At 51.6% G+C, this 19360-nt stretch carries 16 protein-coding genes and 2 tRNA genes; 16 read left to right on the plus strand and 2 right to left on the minus strand.

From position 1 onward, the window contains the following. Positions 1-27 precede the first annotated feature (27 nt). Positions 28-1461, minus strand: a complete 1434-nt coding sequence (gene dacB / locus EDC54_RS05815; RefSeq protein ID WP_132454183.1) for a serine-type D-Ala-D-Ala carboxypeptidase — start codon at positions 1459-1461, stop codon at positions 28-30. A 262-nt stretch (positions 1462-1723) separates the two neighbouring features. Between dacB and greA the strand changes: the two genes are divergently transcribed. Beyond that, entirely contained in the window at positions 1724-2200 is a 477-nt protein-coding gene (gene greA / locus EDC54_RS05820) for a transcription elongation factor GreA (protein WP_132454185.1), read from the plus strand. Positions 2201-2327: 127 nt separating this feature from the next. On the opposite strand, the gene yhbY is transcribed toward greA, so the two are convergent. After that, positions 2328-2621, minus strand: coding sequence for a ribosome assembly RNA-binding protein YhbY (yhbY, locus tag EDC54_RS05825; protein ID WP_132454187.1), 294 nt, complete (start codon positions 2619-2621; stop codon positions 2328-2330). 143 nt (positions 2622-2764) lie between these two features. On the opposite strand from yhbY, the gene rlmE reads away from it, so the two are divergent. From rlmE to nlpI, 15 genes are all read left to right on the plus strand, one after another. Next, positions 2765-3394: a 23S rRNA (uridine(2552)-2'-O)-methyltransferase RlmE gene (rlmE, locus tag EDC54_RS05830; protein WP_132454189.1), complete on the plus strand. Its 630-nt coding sequence runs from the start codon at positions 2765-2767 to the stop codon at positions 3392-3394. A gap of 56 nt (positions 3395-3450) precedes the next feature. Beyond that, entirely contained in the window at positions 3451-5403 is a 1953-nt protein-coding gene (gene ftsH / locus EDC54_RS05835; RefSeq protein ID WP_132454191.1) for an ATP-dependent zinc metalloprotease FtsH, read from the plus strand. A 118-nt stretch (positions 5404-5521) separates the two neighbouring features. Next, positions 5522-6355, plus strand: coding sequence for a dihydropteroate synthase (gene folP, locus EDC54_RS05840; RefSeq protein WP_132454193.1), 834 nt, complete (start codon positions 5522-5524; stop codon positions 6353-6355). A 7-nt stretch (positions 6356-6362) separates the two neighbouring features. Continuing rightward, positions 6363-7700, plus strand: coding sequence for a phosphoglucosamine mutase (gene glmM / locus EDC54_RS05845; RefSeq protein WP_132454195.1), 1338 nt, complete (start codon positions 6363-6365; stop codon positions 7698-7700). Positions 7701-7951: 251 nt separating this feature from the next. Next, a complete protein-coding gene (gene secG, locus EDC54_RS05850; RefSeq protein ID WP_132454197.1) occupies positions 7952-8284 on the plus strand; it encodes a preprotein translocase subunit SecG in 333 nt (110 codons plus the stop codon). A 25-nt stretch (positions 8285-8309) separates the two neighbouring features. Next, positions 8310-8396, plus strand: a tRNA-Leu gene (locus EDC54_RS05855). Between the two features lie 672 nt (positions 8397-9068). Then, positions 9069-9145, plus strand: a tRNA-Met gene (locus tag EDC54_RS05860). A gap of 215 nt (positions 9146-9360) precedes the next feature. Then, the gene (gene rimP / locus EDC54_RS05865) at positions 9361-9813 is read left to right on the plus strand and encodes a ribosome maturation factor RimP (protein ID WP_132454452.1); all 453 of its coding nucleotides are present in this window, start codon (positions 9361-9363) and stop codon (positions 9811-9813) included. Positions 9814-9834: 21 nt separating this feature from the next. Then, positions 9835-11346 (plus strand): transcription termination factor NusA, encoded by a 1512-nt coding sequence (gene nusA / locus EDC54_RS05870; RefSeq protein ID WP_132454199.1) that lies wholly within the window; start codon positions 9835-9837, stop codon positions 11344-11346. A 25-nt stretch (positions 11347-11371) separates the two neighbouring features. Beyond that, entirely contained in the window at positions 11372-14080 is a 2709-nt protein-coding gene (gene infB / locus EDC54_RS05875) for a translation initiation factor IF-2 (RefSeq protein ID WP_132454201.1), read from the plus strand. A 75-nt stretch (positions 14081-14155) separates the two neighbouring features. Beyond that, positions 14156-14554, plus strand: a complete 399-nt coding sequence (rbfA, locus tag EDC54_RS05880) for a 30S ribosome-binding factor RbfA (RefSeq protein ID WP_132454203.1) — start codon at positions 14156-14158, stop codon at positions 14552-14554. Next, positions 14554-15498, plus strand: coding sequence for a tRNA pseudouridine(55) synthase TruB (gene truB / locus EDC54_RS05885; protein WP_132454205.1), 945 nt, complete (start codon positions 14554-14556; stop codon positions 15496-15498). The genes rbfA and truB overlap by 1 nt, the downstream gene beginning before the upstream one ends. Before the next feature lie 122 nt (positions 15499-15620). Next, on the plus strand, positions 15621-15890 hold the full coding sequence (gene rpsO, locus EDC54_RS05890) for a 30S ribosomal protein S15 (protein WP_132454207.1): 270 nt from the start codon (positions 15621-15623) through the stop codon (positions 15888-15890). Between the two features lie 250 nt (positions 15891-16140). Then, positions 16141-18261: a polyribonucleotide nucleotidyltransferase gene (gene pnp, locus EDC54_RS05895; protein WP_132454209.1), complete on the plus strand. Its 2121-nt coding sequence runs from the start codon at positions 16141-16143 to the stop codon at positions 18259-18261. 140 nt (positions 18262-18401) lie between these two features. Further along, complete coding sequence (gene nlpI, locus EDC54_RS05900; RefSeq protein ID WP_132454211.1) at positions 18402-19286, plus strand: lipoprotein NlpI; 885 nt, start codon at positions 18402-18404, stop codon at positions 19284-19286. Positions 19287-19360 lie beyond the last annotated feature (74 nt).

Below are 19360 nucleotides of genomic sequence, written 5' to 3' on the forward strand. Positions count from 1 at the left end.
CCATCAGGGTAAGGCCGCATTCTTATTTTAATTGCTCTGATAAATGTCTTTGTAGAGGCGGCTTTCAAATCTCACCAGAGGGACGCGACGCGCACGCTGGTCTTCTGGCGGTACGGCATAACCTGACAGGAATTGAACGAATGCCATACGCTGCCCGCTCGCGGTAGTAATGAAGCCCGCCAGATTGTATACGCCTTGTAACGCCCCTGTTTTGGCTGAAACTTTACCGTCAACGCCAGCCTCATGCAAACCGCCGCGATAACGCAGCGTACCGTCATAGCCGGAAAGCGGCAGCATCGTGATGTAGTTCAGTTCGCTGTCGTGCTGGGCGATGTACTGCAATACCTTCATCATCGTTTCCGGCGAGATCAGATTGTGCCGTGACAGGCCGGAACCATCCACCACGATGCTGTTTCCTAAATCTACCCCTGCTTTCTGACGCAGAATTTGGCGCACGGCATCGGCGCCTGCTCGCCATGTGCCCGGCACATTAAAACGCTCATGCCCAAGTGTGCGAAAAACCGTATCGGCAATCATGTTGTCCGACTTTTTCAGCATGATGGTTAACAGATCGTGTAGCGGCGCGGATTGTGTCTGGGCCAGCAGGGTTCCTGCCGGGCCTGGCTGTGTTTGTCGACGCAGGCTGCCTTTAATGCGGATATCCGCCTGCTGTAGTTCATCTTTCACGATGGCGCCGGCATAGCTGGCTCCGTCCTGAATCGCGAATGCCAGCGGAAGTGGTTCGGCGCGTTGGGTCAGGCAACCGATAAGCGTGAATCGGTTCAATTCGCCGGGTACGACATCCAGTTCGCAGTATTGGGCATCGGGCGATCCTTTCGCCAGCGTGCGGACCTCGCTGTACATCTGCACCGGATAATAGGACGCGACGCGGATAAATGCGTTATCACCTGCTTTCGGCGCGCTGTAGAGCGAGACGGAGAAACAGTTACGATCAACAATGGCCGCTCCCGGCGGTGCGCTGAAACACTGCGTCATGTCGTTCCAGGGCCAACCCGGTGCTTTGTCATGGCTGGCGAAAACAGAGGTATCGATCAGCACATCGCCCGTAATTTCCTGTACGCCGCGCTTTCTTAATTCCTGCACCATATTTCGTATTTGCTGACGCTTTAGGGTGGGATCGCCGCTAAAACGCACAATCAGGTTGCCGTTCAGCACACCGTTTGTCACCGGGCCGTGGCTTTCCATTGTGGTGACGAAGCGATAATCCGGACCTAATTGCAACAGCGCGGCTAATGCGGTTAATACCTTTTGTGTACTGGCGGGAAGTGCCATTTGCTGGCTATTGAAGGCCATGCTGGGCGTGGGGGCGCCAACTTTTTGCACCAATAACGCCAAATTGGCGCCGTCCGGTAAATATTGACGATGATCTTCAACAGAAGCTGCATTGGCATGCAGAACAAAGGTGCAGGCGAGTCCGGTAACAATCGATGAAAAACGCATAATCTCAGCTAAGAACGGGGTAACGTGTGGTCATACTACGGTGCAACAAGGTCTAAAGTAAACGATGACCCTCATTGAACTCTGGGGTAAAATACATATCAAAATGCAAAACCGCTGCCGGCCTGGAATTTTTTTCCGGGGCTGGTTGCTTTTGCTTTATGTCCTGAAAGGACAGGCACGTTGTCAACACTCCGTTGCCTTTGATTTTAACGTGTCAGGATGACGACTATTTGAGTTTTACGGACTTTTTAGAGGTATCTATATGAAACAATTTCCGATGACGTTGCGTGGCGCTGAAAAATTACGTGAAGAGCTTGACTACCTGAAATCCGTGCGTCGGCCTGAAATTATTGCCGCAATTGCTGAAGCACGCGAACACGGCGACCTGAAAGAAAACGCGGAGTACCATGCTGCACGCGAACAGCAGGGCTTTTGTGAAGGGCGTATTCAGGACATTGAAGCCAAGTTGTCGAATGCGCAGGTTATCGACGTCACGAAGATGAGCGCGAGCGGACGTGTCATTTTCGGCGCAACCGTGACGGTGATGAATCTGGATAACGAGGAAGAACAAACCTACCAGATCGTTGGCGACGATGAAGCGGACTTTAAGCAAAACCTGATTTCTGTGAATTCCCCCATCGCGCGTGGCTTGATCGGCAAAGAGGAAGACGACGTCGTGGTTATCCCTACACCGGGTGGCGAAGTGGAATATGAGATTCTGAAGGTTGAATACCTATAAATTTGCCATTCTGTTGATTAAAACAGCAGAAAGTGTAAAGAAAAGAAAAAGGCCGCTTGCGGCCTTTTCTCTAACCGAGAGGCATGGCACCTTTCCGTTAAAGCCGGGTATCCTGAAACAAAAAGTGTTATCGTGGCAACACAATTTTACGTTCTTTCGCCGGACGGTAGAGTACCAGCGTATGGCCGATAACCTGAACATTCGCGCTACCGGTTTCACGAACGATCGCTTCGATAATCAAGGCCTTAGTTTCGCGATCTTCTGTCGCGACTTTTACCTTGATCAGTTCGTGATGTTCTAGTGCTTGTTCGATCTCAGCCAGAACACCTTCGGTGAGGCCGTTATTGCCCAGCATAACAACCGGTTTTAACGGATGGGCCAAGCCTTTCAGGTGTTGTTTTTGTTTGTTACTTAGATTCATTGTCTTTTTTGCTTAGGTTGGGATTGAAAACGGGTCATTCTACCGCCATCTCGTGATTATAACCAATTTGGTCGTTCCGATTGGTAATATGTGAGAACTTTCTTCCCTCCATCGGCGTGTTACTGAGAATAGTTGGAAAATCGATGGCGAATAAAAAGCGTTCTGCAAGTTCCAGTCGCTGGTTGCAGGAACACTTTAGCGATAAATATGTGCAGCAGGCTCAGAAAAAAGGGCTTCGGTCACGGGCGTGGTTTAAACTTGATGAGATACAGCAAAGCGACAAACTGTTTAAGCAAGGCATGACGGTTGTCGATCTGGGTGCAGCGCCTGGCGGTTGGTCACAGTATGTCGTTACGCAAATTGGCGGCAGGGGGCGTATCATCGCTTGTGATATTCTGCCTATGGACCCTATAGTTGGCGTCGATTTTCTGCAAGGTGATTTCCGTGATGAACAGGTTCTGAAGACCCTGCTGGAACGCGTTGGAGAGAGCAAAGTTCAGGTTGTTATGTCTGACATGGCGCCGAACATGAGTGGTACGCCAGCCGTTGATATTCCCAAAGCGATGTATCTGGTTGAACTGGCACTTGAGATGTGTCGGGATGTGTTGGCACCAGGCGGAAGCTTTCTGGTGAAAGTGTTTCAGGGAGAAGGTTTTGATGAATACCTGCGGGAAATTCGCTCCCTGTTTACGAGTGTGAAAATTCGTAAACCAGACGCTTCGCGTGCTCGTTCGCGTGAAGTGTATATTGTAGCGACAGGGCGCAAACTGTAGTACCCTAACGCTGTTTTTTAACACAGTTGTAATATGAGGTTAATCCCTTGAGTGACATGGCGAAAAACCTGATTCTCTGGTTAGTCATCGCAGTTGTACTGATGTCCGTTTTCCAGAGCTTCGGGCCTAGCGAGTCGAATGGCCGCAGGGTGGATTATTCAACCTTCTTGACTGAAGTGAATCAGGATCAGGTCCGTGAAGCACGTATTAATGGGCGTGAAATCAGTGTTATCAAAAAAGACAGCAACAGATACACGACTTATATTCCTGTCAATGATCCCAAGCTACTGGATAACCTGCTAACGAAGAATGTGAAAGTCGTAGGTGAACCACCGGAAGAGCCGAGCTTACTGGCTTCTATTTTTATTTCATGGTTCCCGATGCTGTTACTGATTGGCGTTTGGATCTTCTTCATGCGTCAAATGCAAGGTGGCGGCGGTAAAGGTGCGATGTCCTTCGGCAAGAGCAAGGCTCGTATGCTGACGGAAGATCAGATCAAGACAACGTTTGCTGATGTTGCTGGCTGTGACGAGGCGAAAGAAGAGGTCAGTGAACTGGTCGACTACCTGCGTGAACCGAGCCGTTTCCAGAAACTGGGCGGTAAGATCCCAAAAGGCATCTTGATGGTCGGTCCGCCGGGAACCGGTAAAACGCTGCTGGCGAAAGCGATTGCCGGTGAAGCGAAAGTGCCTTTCTTTACGATTTCCGGTTCTGACTTCGTTGAAATGTTTGTGGGCGTAGGGGCTTCCCGCGTTCGCGACATGTTCGAGCAGGCGAAGAAAGCAGCGCCCTGCATCATCTTTATCGATGAAATCGACGCCGTGGGCCGTCAGCGTGGCGCCGGTTTGGGCGGTGGTCATGATGAACGTGAACAAACGCTGAACCAGATGCTGGTTGAAATGGACGGTTTTGAAGGCAACGAAGGCATTATTGTCATCGCCGCCACTAACCGCCCTGATGTTCTCGATCCCGCTTTGCTGCGCCCGGGCCGTTTTGACCGTCAGGTTGTGGTGGGGCTGCCGGATGTACGCGGTCGTGAACAGATTCTGAAAGTACATATGCGTCGCGTACCTCTGTCTCCTGATGTTGATGCGTCAGTCATTGCGCGCGGTACGCCGGGCTTCTCCGGGGCTGATCTGGCAAACCTGGTTAACGAAGCGGCGTTGTTTTCCGCTCGTGGCAACAAGCGTGTGGTTTCGATGGTCGAGTTCGAAAAGGCCAAAGACAAAATCATGATGGGCGCAGAGCGCCGTTCCATGGTGATGACGGAGAAACAGAAAGAGTCAACGGCGTATCATGAGGCCGGGCACGCGATTATTGGGCGTTTGGTGCCGGAGCATGATCCGGTGCACAAAGTGACTATTATTCCCCGTGGTCGGGCTCTGGGAGTGACGTTCTTCCTGCCTGAAGGTGATGCGATTAGCGCGAGCCGTCAGAAGCTGGAAAGTCAGATTTCTACATTGTACGGTGGTCGACTGGCTGAAGAGATCATCTACGGGGCGGAACACGTGTCTACAGGGGCTTCGAATGACATTAAAGTCGCGACCTCGATTGCCCGTAACATGGTCACGCAGTGGGGCTTCTCCGAGAAGTTGGGGCCGTTGCTGTATGCGGAAGAAGAAGGCGAGGTGTTCCTCGGTCGTTCCGTGGCAAAAGCCAAGCATATGTCAGATGAAACCGCTCGCATTATCGATCAGGAAGTGAAGTCTCTGATTGAGCGTAACTACAAGCGGGCCCGCGAACTGTTGATGGCGAATATGGACATCCTTCACTCAATGAAAGATGCGTTGATGAAGTATGAAACCATTGATGCCCCGCAAATCGATGACTTGATGGCGCGTAAGAAAGAGGTTCGCCCACCGGCTGGCTGGGAAGCGTCTCGCTCCGACAACGATTCTGGTAACGGAGGCACGCCGGCAGCGCCAACGCCGGTAGATGAGCCGCAAACCCCAGGTTCGGGTGGTGCTAACCCCGGCAACACAATGTCTGAGCAGGTCGACGACAAGTAGTTTGTCTGCGATTGACTGTGTTAACGTCATAAAACCCCAGCTCAGTCTGGGGTTTTTTACTGGCAAGGTTATTCAAACCACCTTTCATGCCAACGACACCCGTATGCGGAGATAAATCATGCAACTGGTTGCCAGAGATTCAACGCTGGATCTTTCCTGCCCACGCGTCATGGGCATCCTGAATGTGACGCCGGATTCCTTTTCTGACGGCGGTAGACATAATAAGTTTGATAACGCATTACTGCACGTTCAGGAAATGATCGCCGCGGGTGCGACAATGATTGATATCGGCGGGGAATCAACACGTCCCGGAGCGGATGAGGTCAGTACCGAAGAAGAGTTGGAACGTGTTGTGCCCGTGGTCGAAGCGGTCGCAAAACGTTTCGACGTATGGATCTCTGTTGATACGTCAAAGCCGGAAGTGATGACGGCATCGGCACAGGCGGGAGCGCATCTGATTAACGATATTCGCTCCTTACAAGAGCCTGGTGCTTTGGCGGCCGCGGCGGCGACCGGTTTGCCCGTCTGCCTGATGCATATGCAAGGCGTGCCGAAAACCATGCAGCACAGACCGCATTATGACGATCTCATGCAGGATATCGCGAATTTCTTTGAACGGCAGATAACGCGTTGCGTAAACGGTAATATTCCGAAAAACAAGCTATTGCTGGATCCTGGGTTTGGATTCGGTAAGAATCTTGCTCATAATTATGCGCTTCTGGCGCGGCTGGGAGAGTTGCACCGCTTTGGGTTACCTCTTCTCGTTGGTATGTCGAGAAAATCCATGATCGGTCAGATTCTTAATGTACCGCCTGTGCAGCGTGTCCACGGGAGCGTCGCTTGCGCCGTCATTGCTGCGATGCAAGGCGCGCAGATTATTCGCGTACACGATGTAAAAGAAACGGCCGATGCGATGCGCATTGTGGAAGCCACCCTTTCAGCAAAGGAATAAAAACGATATGAGTAACCGCAAATATTTTGGTACCGATGGCGTGCGTGGCAAGGTTGGTGATACGCCGATTACTCCAGACTTTGTACTTAAACTGGGTTGGGCAGCCGGAAAAGTGTTAGCGCGGCATGGCTCTCGCAAAATTATTATCGGTAAGGATACCCGTATTTCTGGCTATATGCTGGAGTCTGCACTGGAAGCTGGGTTGGCCGCTGCGGGATTATCGGCTTCGTTTACTGGCCCGATGCCTACGCCGGCCGTTGCTTATCTTACCCGCACATTCCGTGCTGAAGCGGGGATCGTGATTTCAGCGTCCCACAACCCCTATTACGATAACGGTATTAAATTCTTCTCTATCGATGGCACCAAGCTGCCGGATGACGTAGAAGAGGCGATAGAAGCCGAGCTGGAAAAACCGCTGACCTGTGTTGAGTCTGCTGAATTAGGCAAGGCCAGCCGCATTGTTGACGCAGCCGGACGCTATATCGAATTTTGCAAGGGGACTTTCCCGAGCGAGCTGAGCCTCAATGGCTTAAAGATTGTTGTCGATTGCGCTAATGGCGCTACCTATCATATCGCTCCCAGCGTATTGCGCGAGCTTGGCGCTAAAGTCATTGCGATTGGCTGCGAGCCGGACGGTATGAATATCAACGAAGGGTGCGGTGCGACCGATGTCAGACAGCTACAGGCGCGTGTTCTGGCTGAAAAAGCGGACGTCGGGTTGGCCTTTGACGGCGATGGCGATCGGCTCATCATGGTCGACCATTTGGGCAACAAAGTGGATGGCGATCAGATTTTATATATCATTGCCCGTGAAGGGTTGCGTCAAGGACAACTGCGTGGAGGCGCCGTAGGTACGCTGATGAGTAACATGGGGCTTGAGGTTGCGTTAAAGCAACTGGGTATCCCGTTTGCTCGCGCCAAAGTTGGCGACCGATATGTCATGGAGATGATGCAGGCAAAAGGGTGGCACCTTGGTGCGGAAAACTCCGGTCATGTGATTCTGCTGGATAAAACCACCACAGGGGACGGCGTGATTGCCGGTTTGCAAGTACTCACCGCCATGGTAAGAAACCATATGAGTCTGCATGATTTATGCAGCGGTATGAAGCTGTTTCCACAGACCCTGGTTAACGTGCGTTTTACCGGCGAGAATGATCCGCTGGAAGATAAAAACGTACAGCAGATTACGCAGGATGTAGAAAAGGAACTGGCTGGCCGCGGGCGTGTCCTGCTGCGTAAATCGGGTACGGAACCGCTTATTCGCGTGATGGTTGAAGGCGAGGATGAGGCTACGGTCATTGAACAGGCGAATCGCATCGCCGATGCGGTGAAAACAGCGGGTTAATCGCGTTTTTAAGCTGTTAATCAGGCAGATAAGGCTTTCGGTCGTCCTTGAGTATCGAAAGCCGCTGTTTTTTTCTCCAATCAGCTGGCGATGGCTAAATTACCCTTGCGTACGCTACATCCTTTGGTTAGTATTCAGACCCGCTCAATACGGGATGTATCCATACATCTGGCTGAGTGGAATGACACGCGGTTTTCCGCCAGAATTTAGCATCTCCATGAATCATGGGGAAACGGTTAACAGGTACGACTATGTACGAAGCTCTATTAGTAATTTTCCTGTTGGTAGCGATCGGGCTGGTTGCCTTGATTATGCTGCAACAAGGTAAAGGTGCTGATATGGGAGCCTCGTTCGGAGCAGGTGCTTCTGCTACTCTGTTCGGTTCGAGTGGTTCCGGTAATTTCATGACCCGCATGACGGCGATACTGGCGACCCTGTTCTTCATTATCAGCTTGATTCTGGGCAACATGAGTTCGCTCCAGAAGAAAGGCGGCGCATGGGATAACCTGAGCCAACCGGAAAACGTTGAGCAGACAACGACGCCTGCCGCGCCGTCAACACCGGCGAGCGATATTCCGAAATAAGTGTTTTCAAAACAGTCATTGTGATGCCGAGGTGGTGGAATTGGTAGACACGCTACCTTGAGGTGGTAGTGCCCGATTGGGCTTACGGGTTCAAGTCCCGTCCTCGGTACCAATATAAAAAGTAGACGTCAATGGACGTCTATTTTTTTGTCTCAACTCCGCGGATTTACTGGCTTTTTCTTCTGTTCATTCTCTTTAAGCACTGATCTTATCCCCAGCGCCGAACCAGCCATAATCAGAAATTCCCGGTTTCAGGTTGGCAGCATATTCTGGCAACCGACAGATTTTTGAGCAAATGGGGATAGGGCGTCCAGCCCCGTGCAGAATAGGGTTCTCTGATCATCATGTATACGCCACGCCTTGATTTTGCGCCGGGCATCTTCCAGAGACATGGACCCGTTCTCATTCAGACTCTCCCGGCCTGCTCCAAGGCAAAAGCAATCTGCTCTTCGATGAGGAGCGACGTTTTCATCGGCGCAACCGCCGTTCAGGGGCGTGTTTGTCATGCCGGAATTCTGTTTCTGAGTAAGATCCGGATCTTAGGATAGGCTCAAGCCTCATCCGGCGTCCGTGCTCTTCTTCCACGAGGGCTCGTTTTGCGGCTAGCGGACGGCACGGTATTCGTTTAACAACAGGGGAATGACTGTTGCCGCAATGGCCGTCCCTACGCCGCCGTCATTCTTGACAAAAAGACGCGTTCCGCGTATAAGAATCGCCTTCAAACCAATCCTACCGATGACTTGCTTTTTAGCGGTTGTCAGCGTAGTATTTGCCACGTTTCGGACGCGGGGTGGAGCAGCCTGGTAGCTCGTCGGGCTCATAACCCGAAGGTCGTCGGTTCAAATCCGGCCCCCGCAACCATTTACTTCCAGTAAAGCGTTTTTTCAAATACGTTCTTCACTCAATTTTTATCTCTTTTTGCAGTGATTTTTGAAAAAATTCTTTATTGAAAGTCATGCCGTTAACAAAACGGCATTAGGGTCCAGTTGCATAAAGCCCCGATTTTTCGGGGTTTTTTGTTATTTGGCAACAAACAACTGGGCTATAGGCCCTTTTTTTATGTCTTGGGGGTGGGCTTGTCCACATTAGAGCAAAAATTAACAGAGATGATTTCAGCACCCGTAGCCGCATTAGGCTACGAACTGGTCGGGATTGAGTTCGTCCGCGGCCGCCAATCGACGCTGCGTATCTATATTGATAGTGAAGATGGGATCACTGTTGATGATTGTGCTGATGTCAGCCATCAGGTCAGCGCGGTATTGGACGTAGAAGATCCAATTACTGTCGCCTATAACCTGGAGGTTTCGTCTCCGGGGCTCGAACGTCCCTTGTTCACGGCAGAACATTATCTGCGTTTCATCGGTGAAGAGGTGGCAGTGGTGCTGCGTATGGCAGTCCAGAATCGCCGTAAATGGTTGGGTGTCATCAAAGCTGTTGACGGCGAAATGATCACCATAACAGTGGAAGGCAAAGATGAAGTATTCGCGCTGAGCAATATCCAGAAAGCGAATCTTGTACCCCACTTTTAAAGTTTGGATGAGGCAACGAGGATGAACAAAGAGATTCTGGCTGTTGTTGAAGCAGTTTCCAACGAAAAAGCCGTCCCGCGCGAGAAGATTTTTGAAGCGCTGGAAACCGCGCTGGCAACAGCGACCAAGAAAAAATATGAGCAAGAAATTGATGTTCGCGTCAGCATCGATCGTAAAACCGGCGATTTTGATACCTTCCGCCGCTGGTTGGTGGTTGACGAAGTCACTCAGCCGACGCGTGAAATTACGCTGGAAGCGGCAAAATTTGATGATCCTACGCTGGATCTTGGTGGTTACGTTGAAGATCAGATTGAATCTGTTACTTTCGACCGTATCACCACGCAGACGGCGAAGCAGGTTATCGTTCAAAAAGTTCGTGAAGCTGAACGCGCGATGGTTGTCGATCAGTTCCGCGAACAGGAAGGCGAGATTGTTACCGGTGTCGTGAAGAAAGTTAACCGTGATAATATTTCTTTGGATCTGGGTAACAATGCTGAAGCGGTGATCGGCCGTGAAGACATGTTGCCTCGTGAAAATTTCCGCCCTGGTGACCGTATTCGTGGCGTTCTGTACGCTGTTCGCCCTGAAGCTCGCGGTGCTCAACTGTTCGTCAGCCGTTCCCGTCCGGAAATGCTGGTAGAACTCTTCCGCATTGAAGTGCCTGAAATCGGTGAAGAAGTCATCGAGATTAAGGCCGCAGCCCGCGATCCGGGTTCGCGTGCGAAAATCGCCGTGAAGACTAATGACAAGCGGATCGACCCCGTTGGTGCCTGCGTAGGCATGCGCGGCGCGCGCGTTCAGGCGGTTTCCAGCGAACTGGGGGGCGAGCGTATCGATATTATCCTGTGGGATGATAACCCCGCTCAGTTTGTCATCAACGCGATGGCGCCCGCCGATGTGGTTTCCATCGTTGTCGATGAAGATACCTGCACGATGGACATTGCCGTTGAGTCGAGCAATCTGGCGCAGGCGATTGGTCGTAACGGGCAGAATGTGCGTTTGGCTTCCCAACTGTTGAAACAGCATCGTTCAGACGATCGTTGGGAACTGAATGTGATGACAGTGGAAGATCTTCAGGCCAAACATCAGGCTGAAGCACATGCCGCTATCGACGTCTTTACCAAGCACCTTGATATTGATGAAGAGTTCGCCACTGTGCTGGTTGAAGAAGGTTTCTCCTCACTTGAAGAGCTGGCGTATGTGCCAATTAAAGAGCTTCAGGCCATTGATGGTCTTGATGAGGAAACCATTGAAGCGCTGCGTGAACGCGCTAAAGCGGCATTAACGACGCTGGCGCTGGCGCATGAAGAAAGCCGCGGCGATGGCCAACCTGCTGAAGATTTGCTCAGCTTACCGGGGCTGTCGCGCGAACTGGCGTTTAAGTTGGCGGCGCTCGGTGTTTGTACGCTGGAAGATCTTGCTGAACAGGGTGTCGACGACCTGACAGATATTGAAGAACTCAATGATGAGCAGGCGGGTGAATTGATCATGGCCGCTCGCAATATTTGTTGGTTTGGCGACGACAATGAATAACGAACTGTAGCAGGAAAGGAACAGCATGACAGATGTAACCGTAAAATCGCTGGCCGCAGAGATTCAGACTCCGGTTGACCGCCTGATACAGCAGTTTGCTGATGCGGGAATGACCAAGTCTGCATCAGATTCTGTGACTCAGCATGAAAAAGAAACGTTATTGGCGCATTTGAACCGCGAACGTGGGAATACGCCAGGAAAACTGACGTTGCAGCGTAAGACGCGCAGCACGTTAAACATTCCCAGCACCGGCGGAAAAAGTAAGTCGGTGCAGATCGAAGTCCGCAAGAAACGCACTTATGTAAAACGCGATCCATTGGAAGCACAACAGGCTGAAGAGGAAGAGCTGGCACGGCGTGAAGCGGAAGAACAGGCGCAACGTGATGCCACTGAGCAGGCGAAGCGAGAGGCGGAAGAAAGAGCCGAACGCGAAGCCGCTGAGAAAGCAAAACGTGCTGCCGAAGAGCAAGCCAAGCGTGAGGCCGCTGAAAAAGCTAAGCGTGATGTAGCGGAAAAAGAAAAAGTGACGAATCAACAGAACGAAATTATGACTAAGCCGGCTCAGGCTGAGAAAGCGAAGCGTGAAGCGGAAGCTGCTGAACTTAAGCGTAAATCAGAAGAGGCTGCGCGTCTGAAAGTCGAAGAAGAAGCGAGACGCATCGCTGAAGAAGCCCGCCGTATGGCTGAAGAGAATGCGGGCCGCTGGGAAGCGGAAAGCGCGAAGACAGATGATGTTTCAGACTACCATGTGACAACATCTCACCATGCGCGTGAAGCGGAAGACGAAAACGATCGCCAGGTCGAAGGTGAACGCCGTAGCCGTGGTCGCGGTGGTAAAGCGACCAAACAGAAGAAAGGCAATCGCCTGTCTGAATCCAAAGCCGATCGTGAAGAGGCGCGCGCGGTAACGCGTGGTGGTAAAGGCAAGCGTAAACTGAGCACGCTGCAACAGAGCTTCAATAAGCCTGTGCAGGCTGTGAACCGTGATGTGGTCATCGGCGAAACGGTTACCGTTGCTGAATTAGCCAACAAAATGGCGGTTAAAGGCTCTCAGGTCATCAAAGTGATGATGAAGCTGGGTGCGATGGCGACGATTAACCAGGTTATCGATCAGGAAACAGCACAGCTCGTCGCGGAAGAAATGGGTCACAAAGTGATCTTGCGTCGTGAGAACGAGCTGGAAGAAGCGGTGATGAGCGACCGTGATACGGGCGCGGCGGCAGAAGCGCGAGCGCCGGTTGTTACCATCATGGGGCACGTTGACCACGGTAAAACCTCTTTGCTGGACTATATTCGTTCAACCAAGGTTGCGGCGGGTGAAGCGGGCGGGATTACCCAGCACATCGGTGCTTACCACGTTGAAACCGACAACGGTATGATCACTTTCCTCGATACCCCGGGACACGCCGCGTTTACCGCTATGCGTGCTCGTGGTGCGCAGGCAACGGATATCGTGGTGCTGGTTGTAGCCGCAGACGATGGGGTCATGCCGCAGACTATCGAAGCTATCCAGCACGCGAAAGCGGCGCAGGTGCCTGTCGTTGTCGCCGTGAATAAAATCGATAAGCCGGAAGCAGATCCCGATCGCGTTAAAAACGAACTGTCCCAGTACGGCATCATGCCGGAAGAGTGGGGCGGCGAGTCTCAGTTTGTTCACGTCTCTGCGAAAGCCGGTACGGGGATTGACGAATTGCTGGATGCGATCTTGTTGCAGGCCGAAGTTCTGGAACTGAAAGCGATCCGTAGCGGTATGGCGAGCGGTGTCGTGATCGAATCGTTCCTGGATAAGGGCCGTGGCCCGGTTGCAACCGTGCTGGTGCGTGAAGGTACGCTGAATAAAGGCGATATCGTACTGTGCGGGTTCGAGTATGGCCGTGTGCGTGCGATGCGTGACGAGCTGGGACGCGAAATTGCTTCTGCAGGTCCGTCGATTCCGGTTGAGATCCTCGGTTTGTCTGGCGTACCGGCAGCCGGTGATGAAGCGACGGTTGTTCGCGACGAGAAGAAAGCGCGTGAAGTGGCGTTGTATCGTCAGGGCAAATTCCGTGAAGTCAAGCTGGCGCGTCAGCAGAAATCTAAGCTGGAAAACATGTTTGCCAACATGACCGAAGGTGAAGTTTCTGAACTGAATATTGTTCTGAAATCTGACGTTCAGGGCTCTTGCGAAGCGATTTCTGATTCACTGCAAAAACTGTCGACCGATGAAGTGAAAGTGAAGATTGTCGGTTCCGGCGTGGGCGGTATCACAGAAACGGACGCCACACTGGCAGCCGCATCGAATGCGATTATTCTTGGTTTTAACGTTCGTGCAGATGCTTCGGCGCGTCGCGTTATTGAAGCGGAAAGTCTGGATCTGCGTTATTACTCCGTCATCTATGATTTGATCGACGAAGTGAAACAGGCGATGAGCGGTATGCTGGCGCCGGAATACAAGCAGGAGATCATTGGTCTGGCGGAAGTTCGTGATGTCTTTAAATCACCGAAATTTGGCGCAATTGCGGGCTGTATGGTGACGGAAGGTATCGTTAAACGTCACAACAAGATCCGTGTCCTGCGTGATAACGTGGTGATTTACGAAGGCGAACTGGAATCTCTGCGCCGCTTTAAAGATGACGTTAACGAAGTTCGTAACGGCATGGAATGTGGTATCGGCGTGAAGAACTACAATGACGTTCGCACCGGCGATATGATAGAAGTCTTTGAAACGATTGAGGTTAAACGTACGATCGCATAATTTGATTTGCGGCGACGTCAGTCATTCGTATGAAGGGGGGCCTAGTGCCCCCCGATTTTTACCTGAGGATTTACCATGGCAAAAGAATTCAGCCGTACCCAGCGCGTTGCGCAGGAAATGCAAAAAGAAATCGCCATTATTATTCAGCGTGAAGTGAAGGATCCACGTATCGGCATGGCGACCGTTTCCGGCGTGGAAGTGTCCCGCGATCTCGCTTATGCCAAAGTTTTCGTCACCTTCCTGAATGATAACGAACCGGAACAAGTCAAAACGGCGGTGAAAGCCCTGCAAGATGCTGCCGGCTTTATCCGTATGATGCTTGGCAAAGCAATGCGCCTGCGCGTTGTTCCTGAACTGACATTCGCTTACGACAATTCGCTGGTGGAAGGGATGAGAATGTCCAATCTGGTGACTAACGTAGTGAAAAAAGATGTGGAACGTCGTTCTGCGTTGGGCGAAGATCAGGAGGATTAATGAGCCGTCCTCGCCGCCGCGGCCGTGACATACACGGTGTATTGTTGCTGGATAAATCTCAGGGTATGTCGTCCAATGACGTTTTGCAAAAAGTGAAACGGCTCTATAACGCCAACAAAGCGGGGCATACCGGCGCGTTAGATCCGTTGGCGACCGGTATGCTGCCGATTTGCCTTGGGGAAGCGACGAAGTTTTCTCAATATTTGCTGGATTCGGATAAACGTTACCGCGTGATCGCCCGTCTCGGGCAGCGGACGGATACATCCGACGCCGATGGCAATGTGATTGAAGAGCGCGCGATTCGCTTTTCTGAGACGGACCTTGCACAGGCGCTTGAAAGCTTTCGGGGCACCACTCAGCAGGTGCCGTCCATGTATTCCGCGCTCAAATATCAAGGCCGTAAGCTATACGAGTATGCGCGTCAGGGGCTGACGGTTCCGCGTGAAGCGCGTGAAATCACCGTTTATGAACTGGTATTTATTCGTTGGGAAGGCGATGAGTTGGAACTGGAAATTCATTGTTCAAAAGGCACCTATATTCGCACCATTATCGACGATCTGGGGGAAAAGCTCGGCTGCGGCGCGCATGTGATTTACCTGCGTCGTTTGCAGGTGGCTACGTATCCAACGGCGAGAATGGTGACGCTGGAACAGCTTACTACTCTGGTTGAGCAGGCTCAGGCGGAGGCTCGCGATCCTGCATTAAGTTTAGATCCGTTGCTCATGCCGATGGAAAGCCCGGTCATTGATTTTCCCGAAGTGAATCTGACGCCGGTTGTCGCGGGGTATTTAAAGCTGGGGCAGGCGGTTCAGACGGCGAACGCACCGCGTAACGGTATGGTACGCATCACCGAAGGTGACGAGCGCAAGTTTATCGGAATGGGGGAAATTGATGATGACGGACGCGTTGCGCCACGGCGCCTGGTCGTTGAGTTTCCTGTATAGGCGCGTCAGTTGCTGCCTTGCTATCGTAGAACGCTGAGGGTAGAATAGCGCGGCTTGACTATTGGGTGGCTGAATTAGAGATCGGCGCCTGTTTTTTTATCTATAATGTTTGGAGTATGACAATGTCTCTAAGTGTTGAAGCTAAAGCTAAAATCGTAGCAGAGTTCGGTCGTGACGCTAACGACAGTGGTTCTACTGAAGTTCAGGTCGCTTTGCTGACTGCGCAGATCAACCATCTGCAAGGCCACTTTTCTGAACACAAAAAAGATCACCACAGCCGTCGTGGTCTGCTGCGTATGGTTTCTCAGCGTCGTAAGCTGCTGGACTACCTGAAGCGTAAAGATGTAGCACGTTACACCAGCCTGATCGAGCGTCTGGGTCTGCGTCGCTAAGTTTTCTGAGTTTCAGTGGGAAGGGGCCTATTTGGGCCCCTTTCTTCTAGGAAGCGTAAGCAAAACAGAGTAGTGTATTGTTGTTAATATGATCTTTCATTACAGAGGTTCGCGCGGCTAATGAGAGGCTTTATCTGCATAGGCAGGATAAGGGTTGTCATTAGTCGTGAGGATGTAGTGTAAAGGTCGGGAGTTCACCCGGCGCATTGATCTCGAATACGTGTAATGCGCCACAGCTAAGGATATTATTTTGCTGAATCCGATCGTTCGTAAGTTCCAATATGGTCAGCATACCGTCACATTAGAAACCGGTATGATGGCACGCCAGGCGACTGCCGCCGTTATGGTAAGCATGGATGACACCGCCGTTTTTGTTACCGTTGTGGGGGCTAAAAACGCAAAACCTGGTCAAAGTTTCTTCCCGTTAACGGTTAATTATCAGGAGCGTACTTACGCTGCTGGCCGTATCCCTGGCGGTTTCTTCCGCCGTGAAGGCCGTCCAAGTGAAGGCGAGACGTTGATTTCCCGCCTGATCGACCGTCCGATTCGTCCTCTGTTCCCGGAAGGCTTCCTGAATGAAGTGCAGGTGATTGCAACCGTGGTGTCCGTTAATCCACAGGTTAACCCTGATATCGTTGCGATGATTGGGGCTTCTGCGGCGTTGAGCCTGTCTGGCATTCCGTTCAACGGTCCAATCGGCGCGGCACGCGTCGGCTATCTGAACGACCAATATGTCCTGAACCCAACGACAGATGAGCTGAAAGAAAGCCGTCTCGATCTGGTGGTTGCGGGTACGGAAGGCGCGGTTCTGATGGTGGAATCTGAAGCCGATCTGTTGAGTGAAGATCAGATGCTGGGGGCCGTGGTGTTTGGTCACGAGCAGCAGCAGATCGTGATCGAGAACATTAATGCGCTGGTTGCCGAAGCGGGTAAGCCGAAGTGGGAATGGCATGCGCCAGAAGTGAATGTTTCTTTAGAACAGCGTGTACAGGCGTTGTCTGAAGCTCGCTTGGGTGACGCTTACCGCATCACTGAAAAACAAGAGCGTTACGCGCAGGTAGACATCATCAAATCTGATGTTGAAGCCGCTCTGCTGGCCGAAGATGAAACGCTGGATGCGGGCGAGATCCAGGAAATCCTGGGCACCATTGAGAAGAATGTTGTGCGTAGCCGCGTACTGGCTGGCGAGCCGCGTATCGATGGCCGTGAAAAAGACATGATTCGCGGTCTGGATGTTCGTACTGGCGTACTGCCGCGTACTCATGGCTCTGCGCTGTTCACCCGTGGTGAAACGCAGGCGTTGGTCACTGCCACATTGGGGACTGAACGTGACGCACAGAACATCGACGAGCTGACCGGCGAACGTACCGATCGCTTCCTGCTTCACTATAACTTCCCTCCGTACTCTGTTGGTGAAACCGGTATGGTTGGTTCGCCGAAGCGTCGTGAAATCGGTCACGGTCGTCTGGCTAAGCGCGGCGTGTTGGCCGTCATGCCGAAGGCTAACGAATTCCCGTATACCGTGCGTGTGGTATCTGAAATTACAGAATCCAATGGTTCTTCTTCCATGGCGTCTGTCTGCGGCGCTTCTCTGGCGCTGATGGATGCCGGTGTGCCGATTAAATCAGCCGTTGCGGGTATCGCGATGGGGCTGGTGAAAGAAGGCGACAACTTTGTTGTCTTGTCCGATATCCTGGGTGACGAAGATCATCTGGGCGATATGGATTTCAAAGTTGCTGGTAGCCGTGAAGGGATTACCGCACTACAGATGGATATCAAGATCGAAGGGATTACCCGTGAGATCATGCAGGTTGCGCTGAATCAGGCTAAAGGTGCGCGTTTGCACATTTTGGGTGTGATGGAACAGGCAATTAGCACGCCGCGTGGCGATATTTCCGAATTCGCACCGCGCATTCACACCATCAAGATCAGCACCGATAAGATCAAAGATGTGATCGGTAAAGGTGGTTCTGTGATCCGCGCGCTGACGGAAGAAACGGGTACGACCATTGAAATCGAAGACGATGGTACGGTGAAGATCGCGTCAACCGATGGCGAAAAAGCGAAACACGCGATCCGTCGTATTGAAGAAATTACCGCAGAAATCGAAGTGGGCCGCGTGTATCAGGGTAAAGTTACCCGCATCGTCGACTTTGGCGCTTTCGTTGCTATCGGCGGTGGTAAAGAGGGCCTGGTGCATATCTCTCAGATCGCCGACAAGCGCGTAGAGAAAGTGACTGATTACCTGCAAATGGGTCAGGAAGTACCGGTTAAGGTTCTGGAAGTCGATCGTCAGGGCCGCGTGCGCTTAAGTATTAAAGAAGCGAGCGCGCCCGCTCAGGAAGCGGCGACACCCTCTTCTGAGGAGTAATACTGTTGAAAAACAGGTTGCGGCATCTTTCTGACGATCGTGTCAATTAGGGGCCGCGTGTATCGTAAGGATAAGGACATCCTTGCGTTGAGCAGTCCGGGACAGGATGTTCATCCAATGTTTGTCTTCGGGAGTGGGAAATGAAGCCTTTCTTGCGCTGGTGTTATGTTGCAACAGCACTCATGCTGGCAGGATGCAGCAACACGGATTGGCGTAAAGACGCGGTACTGGCAATTCCGTTACAGCCTACTTTGCAGCAGGAAGTGATTCTGGCGCGCATGGAACAAATCCTTGCAAGCCGGGCATTAACCGATGATGAGCGAGCACAGCTATTATATGAGCGCGGAGTGCTGTATGATAGCCTCGGGTTGCGGGCTTTGGCGCGAAATGATTTTTCACAAGCGTTAACGATCCGCCCTGATATTCCAGAAGTTTTTAACTATCTGGGGATTTATTTAACGCAGGCAGGCAATTTTGATGCTGCCTATGAAGCGTTTGATTCTGTACTAGAGCTTGATCCAACTTACAATTACGCGCGTTTAAACCGAGGCACTGCTTTATATTATGGCGGTCGCTATCTGTTAGCGCAGGATGATCTGCTGGCGTTTTATCGAGACGATCCGAATGATCCTTTCCGTTCGTTGTGGCTGTATCTTGTGGAGCGAGAAATCAATCCTGAGACGGCCAAAGTTGCGTTGAAGAAACGCTACGACGATGCCAAGAAAGGGCCTTGGGGATGGAATATTGTCGAATTCTACCTGGGCAAGATCAGTGAAAAAACACTGATACGTCGTTTACAGGAAGAAGCTACGGATAACACTTCGCTCGCTGAGCATCTCAGTGAAACTGACTTCTATTTAGGTAAGCACTACCTAAGTCTGGGGGACAAGAACACCGCTTTGGCGCTGTTCAAGCTGACGGTTGCCAACAATGTTCATAACTTTGTTGAGCACCGCTATGCATTGTTGGAATTGGCGCAATTAGGCCAAGAGCAAGACGACCTATCAGGATCGGACCAGCAATAGCTGACGAACACATAATCAGCCTGAAAAACTTCGGTTATCACCTTTACGGGTGAGGGCTTTTTTGTTCGCTTTTT

This window comes from Samsonia erythrinae, assembly GCF_004342665.1.
Classification (GTDB): Bacteria; Pseudomonadota; Gammaproteobacteria; order Enterobacterales; family Enterobacteriaceae; genus Samsonia; species Samsonia erythrinae.

Coding starts and splice junctions, on each gene's coding strand:
- dacB (WP_132454183.1), bottom strand. CDS start 1,461: ATGCGTTTTTCATCGATTGTTACCGGACTCGCCTGCACCTTTGTTCTG.
- yhbY (WP_132454187.1), bottom strand. CDS start 2,621: ATGAATCTAAGTAACAAACAAAAACAACACCTGAAAGGCTTGGCCCAT.
- greA (WP_132454185.1), top strand. CDS start 1,724: ATGAAACAATTTCCGATGACGTTGCGTGGCGCTGAAAAATTACGTGAA.
- glmM (WP_132454195.1), top strand. CDS start 6,363: ATGAGTAACCGCAAATATTTTGGTACCGATGGCGTGCGTGGCAAGGTT.
- rpsO (WP_132454207.1), top strand. CDS start 15,621: ATGTCTCTAAGTGTTGAAGCTAAAGCTAAAATCGTAGCAGAGTTCGGT.
- nusA (WP_132454199.1), top strand. CDS start 9,835: ATGAACAAAGAGATTCTGGCTGTTGTTGAAGCAGTTTCCAACGAAAAA.
- ftsH (WP_132454191.1), top strand. CDS start 3,451: ATGGCGAAAAACCTGATTCTCTGGTTAGTCATCGCAGTTGTACTGATG.
- secG (WP_132454197.1), top strand. CDS start 7,952: ATGTACGAAGCTCTATTAGTAATTTTCCTGTTGGTAGCGATCGGGCTG.
- rbfA (WP_132454203.1), top strand. CDS start 14,156: ATGGCAAAAGAATTCAGCCGTACCCAGCGCGTTGCGCAGGAAATGCAA.
- truB (WP_132454205.1), top strand. CDS start 14,554: ATGAGCCGTCCTCGCCGCCGCGGCCGTGACATACACGGTGTATTGTTG.
- folP (WP_132454193.1), top strand. CDS start 5,522: ATGCAACTGGTTGCCAGAGATTCAACGCTGGATCTTTCCTGCCCACGC.
- rlmE (WP_132454189.1), top strand. CDS start 2,765: ATGGCGAATAAAAAGCGTTCTGCAAGTTCCAGTCGCTGGTTGCAGGAA.
- nlpI (WP_132454211.1), top strand. CDS start 18,402: ATGAAGCCTTTCTTGCGCTGGTGTTATGTTGCAACAGCACTCATGCTG.
- infB (WP_132454201.1), top strand. CDS start 11,372: ATGACAGATGTAACCGTAAAATCGCTGGCCGCAGAGATTCAGACTCCG.